The following is a 14,553-nucleotide window of genomic DNA, read 5'->3' as shown; positions in this document are numbered from 1 at the left end:
CTACTGCATTTTCACTAGTTTCGCATATGCACCATCGGCAGCATAAAGAGTTTCATGATCGCCCACTTCTTTCACTTTACCTTTTTGCATTACAATAATTTTATGGCAATTTCGAATGGTGCTGAGACGATGGGCAACGATTAATGCACTGCACCCACGACGGTGAATGTTACGCATAATCTTGGCTTCGGTTTCCACATCCAAGGCACTCGTCGCTTCATCCATAATCAAGAAGGTTGGCCGACGGACCAAGCAACGGGCAATTTCCAAGCGCTGTCTTTGTCCGCCACTCAGATTCCCACCGCCTTCTTCAATATCTGCATCAAGACCACCGGGCATCGCAAGAACCTGATCTAGGATTGCTGCATCTTCCAATGCTTCTTTCAACCATTCATCCCCAATGGTATTGTCCCAAAGTGTAAGATTTTCCCGCACCGTGCCGGGAAACAGAAGGAAATCTTGTTCAATAAATGCAACAGAATTTGTTAAGATTTCTGATGGAAGACGTTCTCGATTAATACCATTGAAAGCCACATCGCCGGACCACGGAGGAATAAGCCCAGCGACCAATCTGGCAATTGTGGATTTACCACAACCGGAGCTACCCACCAAGGCCACACGTTCACCTGGTTTAATTTCCAGATTGAAATCACCAATCAAGGCGGGTTCAATCGGACTATATCCATAGTTCAAACCTTTGATATTTAGTGTCCCATCCAGACGAATATTCAGATTTTCAAGTTGTTTGATTTCTTCTTCGGTTGGCTTTTGATCTTCATTCCCAAAAAGCTGATCGCGGGTTGGATGTTCCAATACATCTTCCAGCCGCACCACGCTACCCCGGATTTCCTGCATCTGAACCACCAAGCCTAATACCCCCTGAATAGGGCCCAGAAATTGCCCCATAATCAGGTTAAAGGCCATTAAAGTACCAATAGTCATATTGCCATTGATAACTTCCAAGCCGCCCAGCACCAATGTGATCGTACTAACGATAGAGGATGATAAAGTCGGAAAGATCGAAAACATGCGACTATCCATCGATAGTTTCAAACTAGCATTGGAAGACGCAGAAAAATATCCTGCCCATTTCTCAAAAAACGTACTTTCCATGCCGGATGCTTTAATGGATTCAATATTTTGAATGGCCGCAATGGTCGCGCCCTGCACTTTGCCTTGCTCTTTGGCAATACGCATATTGGCTTCTACCCTTCGGGCTGACATGGACCGGATCAAAGCAAAGTTAATTACTGTCGATAAAACACCTATAGATGTGATCATTGGATTATAAGAAAACAAAATAATCCCAAAGAACACCATCGACACCAAACCAACGGCCGTAGAGCTCATCTGCCCAGCCATCAATGAGACGACCATATCATTCAGCCCGCTACGATTCACAACATCTCCGACATAGCGCTGAGTATAAAAATGATACGGAAGCTTAAGTAAATGTTGATAAAATTCTGCATAAAGCTTTGCTGAGAGTCCCATCGTCAAACGACGTGAGAACAGCCCACTGATGGATTGCAAAATCAACTGGAAGATCATCACGACCACCATGGCCACCAACATTGGCCTAAGCCAGTCATAATGTTCTTCAGTAATAATAGAATCGATAAAGAATTTAGAGAAAACCGCCTGCACCAGTCCCGGTATAATTCCAACAATGCCTGCCAAAATCATAAAACCGATCGCCTTCTCACTGCCAGCAATCCGTTTTAACAACAAAGGCAAAGGATTAGGTTGAGAACCTTCTTCTACAAATTCTTCAGTCGGCGTAAATGTTAAGACCACACCCGTATATCCAGCACCGAATTCCTCATGCGTCAGTTTTCTATGCCCAACTGCAGGATCATTCACATGGATATATTTTTCGCCAATTTTCTCAACAACAAGGAAGTGATTGAATTCCCAAAACACGATCAATGGGAATTTCATATCCTTCAGTTTTTCCATCCCCTTACTATAGCCTTTTGCTTCAAGGCCATATTTACGGGCTGCTTTCAGAATATTCGATGCCTTACTACCGTCACGCGAGACACCGCAGTCGGAGCGTAATTTGGTTAATGGGACAAACTTCTTATAATAGCCCAAGATCATTGCAAGAGATGCAGCACCACATTCCACGGCCTCCATCTGTAAAACAAATGGAGTGCGGTTTTCACGTAATACAGACTGTTTTCCCTGCAATGCAATATTAAGGACAAACGTCAGTAATCTAGACAGGAGGTGCATTATTGCTTTCCCCCATCAACCATTTACGCAGTAACGGCACCACAAATGTAATCGGTGGTCTTTCTTCCACCGTTACACGACAACTGGTTGTTGTCCCCGCTGTAATTTCCCCGTCATACCCTTTTGATGTCCACTGATATTTTTCTGGATTATCAGGGTTTTTATTTAATTTGGCTGTGACCAAAATTGTGCCGCCTTTTTCCAATAAGGCAGCAGCAACATCTTTATTTCCCGTTAGGCTTAAGACACCTTCTGATGTGACTGGATAAGCTGAAACAGAAATGGCTTCACCCACGATGCTGCCAAAACGTTGGCGTTCTACATTTGATGGGCTCATCCGGATCTTCATCCCTTTTTGTACTTTCTTACCATCCCCAATGGTGAAAAAGCATAGATGTTTAAGATCTTCATCCTTCACCACACCGCCTAAATTCATCACGGTTGCAAAGGATGGAATATTATTTTCCGTCAACAAATCTTCATCATTCACTTCCAGAAAATATTCCGCATTATTGGTAGAATAAATATCAAAGACACGTAAATTTCGGATTGGTTCAACACGCACCGTATTCTCTTGATCAAAGATACCGAGCGCCAAAAGCGCGTTTTGAATTTTTTCAGCTGTTGGTGGGAAATGAATATCATGCGTTGTAAATCCATCATAAACTAGAGAGAATGTACCTTTCGATACATCATCTCCGATGACGAGACGTTTGAACGGCTTTGTCGATTCAATTTGCATGATCGCTAGACGTTCACCACTACTTAGATTCTCACCAACAGATGAACTCACTTCCAATACACGGCCTGTATAATTACTATGAACGGATTGAAGTCGAAAATGACGCTCCTTGGTCAGCCGAATATTTGCGGCTAACTCTGTCAACTCCATTGATTTACGATGTTCTTCAATCTCAAATTCCTGATTGATTTTCTCTCGCTTGATCAATTCTTGCTGTAATCTTGAATTTAGTTGGGTCAACTCCTGCAAGAAACGAATATCTTGTTGCTCTGTATCCAAAAGACGAACTTGCGTACTATTTTTACGCAAATTCATCTCAGAAATGCGGCTTTCTGTATCTGTCAGCGTCGCTTGCATCTGTAATCTTTGGGAGTCGGATGCAGCCCCCTCTTCAATAAGTTCCGTGATTGCATCTAGTTGCTTCTTTTGAGATCGATAAAGTTCATCCAACAATTGTTGATTACGTTCCAAACTATCAGCCTCTTCCCGTGCATTAGATCGGGTCTGACTTTTCAACTTATTTCTCAACGCTTCGATAGCAAGTGTTTCATCACTCAAAGACTTAATCGTTGTATTGACCAACGCAATTTCCAGATCACGTTTATTTCGGGAAATCTCCAAGGTATCCTGATTGAAAATTTGTTTCGCATGATAACGTGCAATATCTGTATTTAACTGGCGCGCTTGATCAGGATCATTTAAGACCGCCATGACTTCGCCAGCCCCAACTTGCTCTCCTATATCTGCTTGAATAGAAAAAACAGTCCCACTACCAAGGGCTTGCACTGTCTTGATGCTACCGGGCTTTACTAGAATACCAAACCCATCAACAGTCACCGGAATACGGGATAATAATCCCCATGCAATAACTACGATCAATACGCCAACAAGAGAGGCAAGTGTCCACACTGAACGCGGCGTCACGACCACAAGTAATTGATCGAGGCTTTCTGGTTCATGAAGTTTATCAAGAGATTTTTTACGAAACATATTTTTTTACTGCCAAGTCATACATTCAAAATGTTAGACCCATGCGGCCTCCTCTTGGGTTTGCAACAATTTGAATGCTCCTTTTGAATAGTCAACCTTTGTTGCTAGTGGCCCTAAATAGCGTTCACAAAACTGCATCATCTGTTTATGACGAATAGAAGCGCCTAATCTAACACTTTTATAACCTGCTTTTTGAGCTTCAATACCCGCATAATACCACAACTTCAAAAGTAGTAAATTTTGTTGAAATTTTGGATGAATATAACTCACGCTGAAACGTGCTATTTCTTCATCTATTTTATGCGTAAAATGCCAGCCGATAATTTCTTCATTCTGACGCAAAACAAAACTCAACTCCGGGACAACTGCTTTACCATCTAATCCTTGAAATTGATGTTTCGACGGTGACAATTCTTGTGGGATCCAAGATTCAGTTTGCAACGTTGCTAACTCTATTTCACTAACAGTATGCCAATATGATATTCTATACTCATCCTGAATCTCTTTAATATCCTGCACCCAATTTGCGCTAACCAATTTATCAATTGCGATATCGAACAACATCATACGTAAATTAGGTTGTGGCCAACCAAGCTTTGCTAGAAACTCTTCAATAGGATGCAACTTTTGGTTATTCACAGTATATTTCAGTTCAACAGATTGTATGCCAAGCTCATTTAATCTTGCTTCCAAAATCTTAAACATCTCTTGAGCAATGCCAGTCTGTCGGCATTCTTTTCGCACAAATACAGATAATATCTCCCCAACATTTTTGCTTGGATCTATCTGGCATACTACAAGACCTTCAGGATGAGTTTGATTTTCTGAAGCAACAAGAATCAAAGATGAGTTGCCACAAAACCCATCCAATAACCTCCGATATTCAGGAAAGGTCATTACTTTGAACTTTTCTATATCTTCCGAAGCTAGAACGATCTTAGCGCCCATTTTCAACCCTGATTTTACAACTGACTTGGATCATTTCTATGCAGAATAGAATCATAAACCAGTTTAATTTATTGTTATCCTATAATTCGTAAGAAAGATAACATATATCATAAAAAGAGGAAGCTTTATTTAAAATCAAACAATTACGAAACCTACTTCTAAGTTTCCCGAAAATCCTTTGCCCCTTTTTGAAAAGGCCGTTGACTAGAGCAATATTAGATTAAATATTTCAAGCAAAACTTCAGAAAATTATCGCTAAGTTTCAGCTGCAAACATCCTCCACTCAGTCAAAGCGAGAAATTGTTCTAGACGGCAGATAAAAAGGCAAGAAAAAATGTGCGAGATAAACGTGCTGGGAAGAGGTAATCTCAACAATTCTCAAAATGTTGATTTCAAAAGAAAATAGTAGATTTCCTAGATCTGGCGGTGGAAACTGTCATCACCGAACTAGTCTCTGTTTAACTGGGAAAATACAGGGAATTCTTCGGATTGCTAGCTCACCTAGATAGAATGAGCAAATGAAAGCAGATATTTTATCCCATATAAAAAAGCAATTCCCTAATTTAAAAACAGGGAATCACCTCTCCCTTAGCGATTCATTTTCATGTTTCATGACGGAGGATAAGAGGGACTCAATGAATTTTCGTTTTCCCTTTTTTTACTTCGATGCCGGCGGTTATACTCAGGGGTGAGTTGCATCTTTTTACCAATGGCCGGAATAGCTATGGAGAGCCTATCTGGAAAATAGTTGCCATCTTCTGAGAGTACACTAAGACACCTCCCCATTTTGAATGCCGGAAAATCTCCACAGCGACTTCCAAGATGCATCCGTCTGCTCCTGCCTAACCGATATAGACAACTCCTAGATTCCTAAAAACCTTCTTCCCTAAATTTGAAGCAACGGGGCCAGTATACAGAATGGTAATTTCAGCAATCATTTCAATCGTGATTACGGTGACGCAGATCATGGAGCAAGACCACTCAATTTCTATAGTATCTAAGCGGCTCGATGTGAAACAGCATTCAATTGTATTCCAAACGCACAGCGCACGCCTTTTTGGCGCTAGTGTCACTTATCCGTGCCATAGCGCAGTGTTTATATTAAGAGGTATTATTTTCTGGGATCAAACATTTAAAACAGTAGAGGTTATTCAGCCCAAAGTTCCATAAATACCATATCAAAACCGTCCATATTGGAGATCCGATAGCCCTTACGATCAAAAAGTTACCGGAGCAAAGAATACACTTTATATGATCTAAGAAGCCCTCTCTTCAGGGAGGGCTTCTCACTATTTCCTGTTTATCACGCCGCCGGTGCGATCCAGAGTTCATTGATGCGGTCCTGAACAGTTTTACCATTTCCAGTGTCGCCGCCTATGTCGAATTCAGCATGTCCGGCCATATAGGAGACCAGCAGGTCGATATTGGCGCGGCTAAGTTTCTTGTCGATCCCCTCCAGCGTCACCTCGTCGATGCCAATTGTCGCATCCGCAAAATAGGATGTAACCTCCACTGTCTGATAGTAGTTATCCCGGCGAAAGATGATATCGAGATGGCTGCCACTTGCACCACCTTTCTTAAACCACACATCCTCCAAGCTCTCCACCCCTTCACTGTTGACCAAATGCAGGCTATCCGTGCCGCCAAAATCGACGATCTTGGTCGTAACATTGTTTTGCAGACCGAACCGAATCTCATAGCTGTCATCGCCCGCTTCCCAATTAAAGGTGTTTGGCCCATCATATCCGAGCAGGAGATCGTCTCCATAGTTGCCGCTCAGGTCATTGTCCTGTTCATTACCATGCAGATCATCATTCCCGTCGTTACCGATCAACTTGACCTGATCACCACCGGCATGGAGAACATCGTCATAGTTACTGCCCCGAACAACTTCTATGCTGGAAAGCGTGATCGTGGTCTGGGTTCCGATTCCAAATGCCGCCCCCAAATCGATGCTTCCCGCCGTACCGAAGTTAGCAGTCACACCAGACTGGGCAGAAGTCAGCCACAATACATCCTGGCCCTGGCCGCCGACCACCTCATCGTCACCGCCCGCCAGATAGAAATTGTCAGCGCCATTCCCGCCATCCAACAGATTGGCCACGCCAGCCTCGCTGTATAGGTGGTCGATGTTATCGCCGCCATAGAGTGTCGTCACGTTACCCCCAGCGTGCAGCCAGTCGCTGCGCTCAGTTCCTATGGCCGTCTCGATCGATTGGAACTGCGTGCTGAACTCTGCAAAGTTAACTCTGGCCGATCCAGAGACCCCTTCCTCGACAAAGAACCGCACAGTATCCTCCCCCTTCTCTGGATCAACAAATCAAACTGGCAGCATAATCATGAAACATGGATGCACCTTAACTAAGCTGCCAAACTGTCTTAACAATCAGGACCAGCTCAATGCTTGTCATTCGACGACTTGCGAATGTCACCTGCGGGCATTCGGTTCGTCTCAGTATCTTTTGTTATCTAATATCGTTCTTCACTTATAGGAAGAAGTTATTGGGCAAGTCTAAGAATACTGCGGTCTATAAGGTCCTGTAAGATATCTGGGTGATTACAGTAATTTTCAAATGACCATCACACCATGTTTTGTAATAAATGTTTTTGGATTTTACCAGAACCTGTTCTAGGTATTTTTGAAACAACACAAAATTCTTTTGGTAGATGATTCAGAGGAAGTTCCTTTCTTAACATACGTAAGATGTGTCCTTTCTGAAATACTACATCCTTCTTCATTACACAGTATGCTTTTGGAATCTGGCCATATAACTCAGAAACATGCGGAGTAACCGCAACATCATCAAAAAGATCAAGTTTCATCATTTCTTGTTGAATAAGCAGAGATGACAGCTTTTGTCCATTTACTTTAAAGACATCATCGGATCTACCGACTAGATATAAGTATCCCATATCATTTAAATAGCCTATATCCCCTGTATTAAAGCCATACTGGTTCAACGATTTATCAGTGGCTTCTCTATTGTTTATATACTCCTTAAACACAAACTTACCTGATGCGATAATAACGCCTCTTTCACCTGACTCTAAAGGCTCATATGTATCACTATCGTGAATTTCAACAGATAAACCCTCAATTGGCTTACCGACACTTCCCGGGAATCTATTTATATCTTCCGGCCTCAACACGCAAAAACGCCCACCTAATTCAGTTAAACCATACACAGTAAAAATTTTGACTTGAAAAGGCGTAGCCTTAAACTTTTCAATAATATCTTCTGAAAGGTGATCACCTGATGATATCACAGATTTCAATGAAGAGAGAGATTCAATATCTTGTGGTTCGTGAGCTAACAAATATTCTGCAATCCAACGCAATTGGACTGGAGCGCCTCCGAAACACGTAATTTTATATTTTGAAATTTCTTTAGGTAAATCACTGAATAGGAATTTATTCTCGATACCGATAAAACATGAGCCTGACAGACTACAAGCAATGAAATGGCATATAGCACTAGTGAAATGAAAAGGCGTATTAACAAAAACACGTTCATTTTGAAAGTTCAATATTTCCAGAATTCCTCTAGAATTTCCTAATATACTCTGATGAGAAAGTAGGACTCCTTTAGGAATGCCAGTTGATCCCGAAGTAAACAATATAGCACAGTCATCGTCGGCGTTTACAGGATAGTATTCAAAGGAAACATCAGTTTGTGGCTCCGGCTCCTTATCATAATCTATAACTAACCCATTTAGAAAAAGATCTCCGCAATAAGCTTTAGGTGAAACAGTTTTTGAAACAAAATCGATATAGTCTTCTGTAGCATCTGCTGCAATAGGTACTGCAGTTGCGCCAAGTGACCAAACTGCAAATAATTCGATGAAAAACTTTATACCCCGCCCCCCGGATATAAGAACTTTATCCTTAGGACCGATATGAAGTTTTAAGACTTCTCGTGCTAATGAAGTTTTAAATAGAAACTCACTTCGAGATAATGAAATAGAATTATCAACAAAAATTAGGTCTTCTAAAGAGCGGCTCCATGAGCTTTGAATGACGCATGCAATGTTAAAAGAAGTATTCAAGGGACATACCTATAAAAAAGGGAGTATTTTTTTCCATAAGCTAAGATACAACGTAGATGCTATTTCATAATCATTAAAATATACGAACAAAAAGCCCATCGAAGCAAAAGAAAGAGTTAGCAGTATTCTAACCGGTGTTAAGAAGAATAAAATTCTTTGATTAACTCTGAAATGTTTTTCTAATATTGAAACCAGAATAATCCCTGAAGAATGGTGTATTGCCCAAGAAAACCAAGATAAATTAAACGCATGCCAAAGTCCAATAGTCATCATTGTTACAACTACTGGTATATGTGAGTTTCGAGTTTTAATCATCAATGGAAAGAAAATATTTTGAAACGCCCAATCTGACAACGACATATGCCATCGTTTCCAATATTCACGGATATTCACAGCCAAAATCGGAAAATTGAAATTTTCTCTGATTTTATACCCAAGCAACCTGGAAAAACCGATCGCAATATCCGAATAGGATGAAAAATCTACATAGGCAAAGATGATGCCTATTAATGCAAAAATAATAATTTGTGATCCACTAGCACCAGTCGGATCCACAATTAAGCTATTTACTAAGCTATTTGTACCATCGCTAAACAGAATGCTATTAAAAGCACCACCAGACATAAGCTTGTATAGAAAACCATCTGCAATAACAATTTTCTTAAACAAACCGATTATTATACGTGACAAACCATACGCATAATCAGAACTCGCTAACGTAACAATACGGTTTTTATAGAAGTTTTGTATGTTCTCTATAGGCCCTGCTACAAGGGTACCAGGAAATATAATAAAGAATAAAAACTCTCTAAACGAAATACTTAAATACTGTCCACGATACCAACGCAACTGGGTATCAATCAATCTAATGATAAAATAAGAAACCCCGAGTGGCATCAACAAATTCAACTGTCCGGGGTTTTGAAAAATGCTATATATACCTTCTTTGCCATACTTAAAAAGAAGTAGGAAACCGATCGAAATAAAAATAAAAGCTGATAACTTAGTAAGTCGATTATTGCTTTGTGATAATAAGAAATTAGTTCGATAGATTGAGAACAGAAAAATAAGCAATATTAGACTAAAAATCGCATCATTTATTGTAATAAATGAAACGGTAATTGCTATAACGCCCCATTGCTGCAGCGCTTGATGTGATTGAGTAAAGTAAACGAAGGCAAGTAAAAAAAGCAAACCGAAGGCTAAAGAGGTATAAATAATGTTATCAGACATGACGGCTGACAACGTTGTTTTTTGCTTATACTTCACAACTTTCCAATTAAAGTTATTTATTTTTGTTCCTTTTAAAAACAAAAGCTCAATTGATGTTTGATCAGCGTAGATTTTCGTTACAATATTGCAATTAATTTGTTCCGTGTGACTATTTGTTGAGCAATATTTCGATCTATTACTTAGATTAAAGCTCTCCTCTCCAACAGTCAGTTGACCCTGCCCCAAAAAAGTAAATTGAAATAGTAATTTTGGTAAGACATGGTCATTAACCAAAATACCCTGTAACTGTATATCTTCATCAGTTACAGATGGTAAATCTTCAAACCCTTTTAAACTGACAGGAGATTGAATGGGGAAAGCAATTAAAACCAAAAGAACTGACACTATACCGAACAAGGTGATAATAGAGCTCTTTGGGCTAAATAGTTGTTTTGCCATTATTGATATTTCGCGATTAACTTATTAATTTCAGTAATACTATCAAACATATCAAGAGATGCTTCAAAAACAGGAACTTTAATGGCAAATTCCTTTTCCATAAGCACGATAAGAGTTAATACATCCATAGAATCCAAAAAACCTGATGAGAATATCTTTTCATTTACATCCAAATTTTCTTCAAGTCCAAATTCGTCACATAACAGTTTTCGAATTCGGTCCTCATAATTTACAGCAGAGCTCACTTTACTTTCTCCAAACGTAAATCGCGTTCAGTTGAGTGATCTTTTTGTTTTCCGGCCAACAATTGTGCATTTTTTCCAGTTTTATCATCAATTTCGTTGCGTTCACGTGATATTACGTAACCTACAGGATTGTAATTAGTTTCGAGTGCATCATCTTCTTGAATTAGACGGGCCTTAGTCGCTCGAACCGCATTTTCAGCAAATTCATCAAATCGAGCTTTGCAATAATCGTCATTTATGATTTTACCATTTGCCTCTACACCAATTAATGGATGATGCAAAATAGTATGATGACGTACCATAGAAGTCAGAATACGAATGTGTAAATTTTGGTTAGCATTAAGTTCTGAAATTACGAAAGGTGCTGCTAGGCGATCTGATAGCATATAATGACCACGACGGACATAACGTGTGCGTTCGAAAAACCTTTGATAAACGCTTTCAATTTCTGCTCTATCAACAGGACTATACGCTGCAATTAATACGGCATCCACATCCATTAGATCTTCATGTTCTTGAACAAAATAGTCCTGCTTTTTACCAATGATACATGCGTATTCATCACGTGGCCCATGATGAGTTGGGCATAAATCACAGGCGATGCATCGAGCGATGTCTTTCTGTGTTAAGTCTAAAAGTTTGTAATCAACACCATCAATATTTGATCGTTTAATAAAATCTTCAAAATAGGATAAACCCCTTTTTTCTGGCGTATCCTGCATGATCCATACGCCAATTTTGACGGGTGATTTCAGTTTATAGCTATCTCCAGCTTTTAAAGTCCTCGTCACTTTCACCAGTCGTGCGCCCGTACCAATGGAGGTATCTAAACCATAATCATCCGCCCAAGCTGTACCAACATCTCCAGCCAAAACAGTACCGCCATACTGCGATGTAGTTTTAGCTGAGTTCCCTACAGCGAGCATATTTAGATTAGTCATATCAATGATTTGATAGATCAGTGTTGTTTCCTGCCCCCCGTTACGCTTTGCACCGACTGTAATTCCAGCATATAAGCGCCCACGGCAATATTCCTTAAGTTCGGCATCTCGATTCAAAAATTCGATAAATTCATTTACCAACGAACTGCGGTCACCAAAATATACTGGCCCAGAGATTAAAAGGGCATCAGACGCTAAAATATTCTTCTTAAGATCATCTAAGTTTCTAGAGCTACCATTCATTGGAAAGTAGGTCGATAAGCCTAGGTGTGCGATATCGACACCTTCACGATGTGCTCCCCAAAGACCTGCCGCTAAGGCTGCTTCCGAGTTTGATAAACCTTTGTCACCTTTTGCTTTTTGCAGGTTTTTATAAGTAATATCAAAAGGTAAGTCTTTATCACGTCCAGCAGATATAAAATCTTCGACCCGGATTTTCGTTTGCATCTGTAGGTATGATTTTAGCTCAGTTTCATCTTTAATTTTTTTAATTTCTTCAACTAAGACCGTGCTACCGCGACCGAATCTCGCGTTTCGAAGAGAACCCGAAATTCCTAAAATTTTCACTGGCATACTAAATTCTTTCTTGTAAATAAACCCCATCAAGGTTACGTCAACTTTTATCGCAATCATCAGCTATTTTAAAGGAAAAAAAGACTTGATCGTAAAATACGGGAGTATTACCTTGCCGATCGCTAATTTGTTTGGATAATTTTAGCAGAGATACTCCTATGCGAAATGTTCGTTTTTTTAAGCTCATTTCTATCCAGTAATAAGGAAAAAATATAGAAAAACAGAACCGTTCACGGCCAAAGAAAGGTCAAAATGCGGCATATCTAAAGAGTTGCAATGAATTACTGCCGCCAAGTTCCAAAAATAAATAGCCCAAAACTATATTTGTCAGCATCCCTGTCCAAAATATATACTGCAATAGGAAAACCAAAATTGGCATTTTACAATAAGTCCCTTCAAGTTTTTAGTCACGAGGAGTAAGCCATGCTAGATAGAAAATCCCTTCTAAAGCCCAGATTGCTACCAATCGCTGTTAGTCTCCTTACAATAGTCACGATCATCATGTCAATGAACGGCTCAGGATTTAACATCGCTAGTAACATGTTTGACAATGAGTGGTTATTAATCGACAAGGAGAAAGTTCAAAAAAAGGTAATTACTGCAAACTTAAGCAAGGGGAAAAAAGTTATTATTATGGGGGGGTCTCAAATTATGGTTGGGTTCCCAAAAGATACTGATTTAAATAACAAATATGCATCTATCTACAATAACCAAAATGTAGACTTTAAAGAGATTGGCTATAGTAGGCAAACAGCAGCTGAAAGTCTTTTGTTATTAACCAACTTCGATATCGACCAAGATACTATAGTACTTTCACATGTTTCCCCAAATAGGTTACATGAAATTGGGAACACAGAATGTGAGAATATTAAGATTCCTGCGGTTCATACAATAGAATACGATTCCTTGCGTAACAGACCATTCTCAATAAATTGCTTTGTTAATAAATTGAAAAAACGAGGGCTGATACTAATGAAATCTGCCCAAGCCGATATATCAAAAATGTTTGGCAGAGGTTTCCAAGAAAGAGCGAAAATTAAACCGACCCAATATGAATTGGATTATTTAAAAGATTCTATCGCGTTCAGAAAAGAAATGATTCGTAACGTTATTAGTAAAAGTGACCAAATTTTAGATAAGTACGACAGATGGATCAGTAACTATCAACCGACAATTCCAGTGCGTAATTTTTATAAGATGGCCGAAAATTATGTTGAAAGTAAAGGGGGGAGATTCTATCTAATCGAAATGCCATGGTCTGAACATTTTTTAGTTAATAACCCAGCCTTCCTTCCTGAGAACTATTTAGATGACTCGGTTGTATCAAGTTGGCTTCAAAATACCTCGCATCCTGAAAAATATTTTTCAAATAGTATGTTAACTGAGAATTACTATAACGATGTTAGATCCACTGGGATTAAGTTTGTATCGTTTAGGGAACACATATACGAGGATATTGACTTTTATGATTCGATGCATTTCACAAAATATGGTCGAGAAAAGTTTCTACCTCGTTTTTTTGAGTGGATTAATCAGGAGTTTGAAAACACTGATACCGACTAGGTTTAAGTTTCGTTGAACCTGTTCGCAAAGAGTGATGTGTGCTGCGCTCACTATACTAGCCGGCTTCGAACATGATGGGGATGGGTCCTAAATCTGGAAAAATATCTTGCTCAAGACGGTTTAAGATTTCGGCTGCGTATCGCTGGTTCCAGCGATCTTTCCTGTTTTCATGCCATTCACGTGCCACCGCCTCAAAACTATTACCCTGATCAATTTGCTTTTGCAGTTTCTCTTTTTTGCGCTCTTGGGATGGGTCAATATCATCCGCAATCAATATGCGAGCAAGGCGGCGTTTCTCGCGCGCTTCTGCTAAGGTCACTTAGGGATATACACCAAAGGACAACAATTTCTCTTTATTGAATATCCGATATTTTAACCGCCAGTATTTGCTACCATTCGGGCGAATATCTAAATACATACCATGACCATCAGCCAGCTTATACGGTTTCTCTTTTGGTTTTGCGGCCTTGATCTTTGCGTCTGTTAACTTCATCTGGGGGTAACTCCCAATTAGTCCATTAAATATACCCCCCGACATACCCCCAAATATCTAGGATTTGGTTAGATCACATCGGACAGCATCAGACAGTATATA

The 14,553-nt window shown here is 39.8% G+C and carries 11 protein-coding genes; 1 reads left to right on the top strand and 10 read right to left on the bottom strand.

The features are described from left to right. The 8 genes from E1160_RS11470 to E1160_RS11435 form a co-directional block, all read right to left on the bottom strand. Positions 1–2,238, bottom strand: a complete 2,238-nt coding sequence (locus E1160_RS11470) for an NHLP family bacteriocin export ABC transporter peptidase/permease/ATPase subunit (RefSeq protein ID WP_155155302.1) — start codon at positions 2,236–2,238, stop codon at positions 1–3. After that, the gene (locus E1160_RS11465; protein WP_155155301.1) at positions 2,222–3,970 is read right to left on the bottom strand and encodes a hypothetical protein; all 1,749 of its coding nucleotides are present in this window, start codon (positions 3,968–3,970) and stop codon (positions 2,222–2,224) included. Before E1160_RS11465 ends, E1160_RS11470 begins: the two co-directional genes overlap by 17 nt. A 33-nt stretch (positions 3,971–4,003) precedes the next feature. Next, positions 4,004–4,918, bottom strand: coding sequence for a GNAT family N-acetyltransferase (locus E1160_RS11460; RefSeq protein ID WP_155155300.1), 915 nt, complete (start codon positions 4,916–4,918; stop codon positions 4,004–4,006). A 1,303-nt stretch (positions 4,919–6,221) separates the two neighbouring features. Next, a complete protein-coding gene (locus E1160_RS11455) occupies positions 6,222–7,208 on the bottom strand; it encodes a calcium-binding protein (RefSeq protein ID WP_155155299.1) in 987 nt (328 codons plus the stop codon). Positions 7,209–7,498: 290 nt separating this feature from the next. Then, a complete protein-coding gene (locus tag E1160_RS11450) occupies positions 7,499–8,965 on the bottom strand; it encodes a class I adenylate-forming enzyme family protein (protein WP_155155298.1) in 1,467 nt (488 codons plus the stop codon). 9 nt (positions 8,966–8,974) lie between these two features. Continuing rightward, positions 8,975–10,636 carry an MBOAT family O-acyltransferase gene (locus E1160_RS11445; protein ID WP_155155297.1) on the bottom strand — a complete coding sequence of 554 codons (1,662 nt, stop codon included), beginning with the start codon at positions 10,634–10,636 and terminating at the stop codon, positions 8,975–8,977. Further along, complete coding sequence (locus E1160_RS11440) at positions 10,636–10,881, bottom strand: acyl carrier protein (protein ID WP_155155296.1); 246 nt, start codon at positions 10,879–10,881, stop codon at positions 10,636–10,638. The genes E1160_RS11445 and E1160_RS11440 overlap by 1 nt, the downstream gene beginning before the upstream one ends. After that, positions 10,878–12,395, bottom strand: a complete 1,518-nt coding sequence (locus tag E1160_RS11435) for an NAD(P)H-dependent oxidoreductase (RefSeq protein ID WP_218048863.1) — start codon at positions 12,393–12,395, stop codon at positions 10,878–10,880. The genes E1160_RS11440 and E1160_RS11435 overlap by 4 nt, the downstream gene beginning before the upstream one ends. Before the next feature lie 423 nt (positions 12,396–12,818). Between E1160_RS11435 and E1160_RS11430 the strand changes: the two genes are divergently transcribed. Further along, on the top strand, positions 12,819–13,958 hold the full coding sequence (locus tag E1160_RS11430) for a hypothetical protein (RefSeq protein ID WP_155155294.1): 1,140 nt from the start codon (positions 12,819–12,821) through the stop codon (positions 13,956–13,958). A gap of 55 nt (positions 13,959–14,013) precedes the next feature. Here E1160_RS11430 and E1160_RS17155 read toward each other — a convergent pair whose 3' ends face one another. Together E1160_RS17155 and E1160_RS17150 are read right to left on the bottom strand one after the other, a co-directional pair. Then, positions 14,014–14,277 (bottom strand): phage integrase central domain-containing protein, encoded by a 264-nt coding sequence (locus E1160_RS17155; RefSeq protein WP_218048862.1) that lies wholly within the window; start codon positions 14,275–14,277, stop codon positions 14,014–14,016. Further along, on the bottom strand, positions 14,278–14,451 hold the full coding sequence (locus E1160_RS17150; protein WP_218048861.1) for an Arm DNA-binding domain-containing protein: 174 nt from the start codon (positions 14,449–14,451) through the stop codon (positions 14,278–14,280). Positions 14,452–14,553 lie beyond the last annotated feature (102 nt).

Origin of the sequence: Curvivirga aplysinae (assembly GCF_009711445.1) — a bacterium.
GTDB lineage: Bacteria > Pseudomonadota > Alphaproteobacteria > UBA8366 > Aestuariispiraceae > Curvivirga > Curvivirga aplysinae.
The sequence above is the reverse complement of the archived record's forward strand: the minus strand, read 5'-3'. Positions and strand labels throughout refer to the sequence as shown.

What these genes read in the sequence shown, in the direction of transcription:
- E1160_RS11470 (WP_155155302.1), bottom strand. Translation starts at nt 2,238, where the DNA reads ATGCACCTCCTGTCTAGATTACTGACGTTTGTCCTTAATATTGCATTG.
- E1160_RS11465 (WP_155155301.1), bottom strand. Translation starts at nt 3,970, where the DNA reads ATGTTTCGTAAAAAATCTCTTGATAAACTTCATGAACCAGAAAGCCTC.
- E1160_RS11460 (WP_155155300.1), bottom strand. Translation starts at nt 4,918, where the DNA reads ATGGGCGCTAAGATCGTTCTAGCTTCGGAAGATATAGAAAAGTTCAAA.
- E1160_RS11445 (WP_155155297.1), bottom strand. Translation starts at nt 10,636, where the DNA reads ATGGCAAAACAACTATTTAGCCCAAAGAGCTCTATTATCACCTTGTTC.
- E1160_RS11435 (WP_218048863.1), bottom strand. Translation starts at nt 12,395, where the DNA reads ATGCCAGTGAAAATTTTAGGAATTTCGGGTTCTCTTCGAAACGCGAGA.
- E1160_RS11430 (WP_155155294.1), top strand. Translation starts at nt 12,819, where the DNA reads ATGCTAGATAGAAAATCCCTTCTAAAGCCCAGATTGCTACCAATCGCT.
- E1160_RS17150 (WP_218048861.1), bottom strand. Translation starts at nt 14,451, where the DNA reads ATGAAGTTAACAGACGCAAAGATCAAGGCCGCAAAACCAAAAGAGAAA.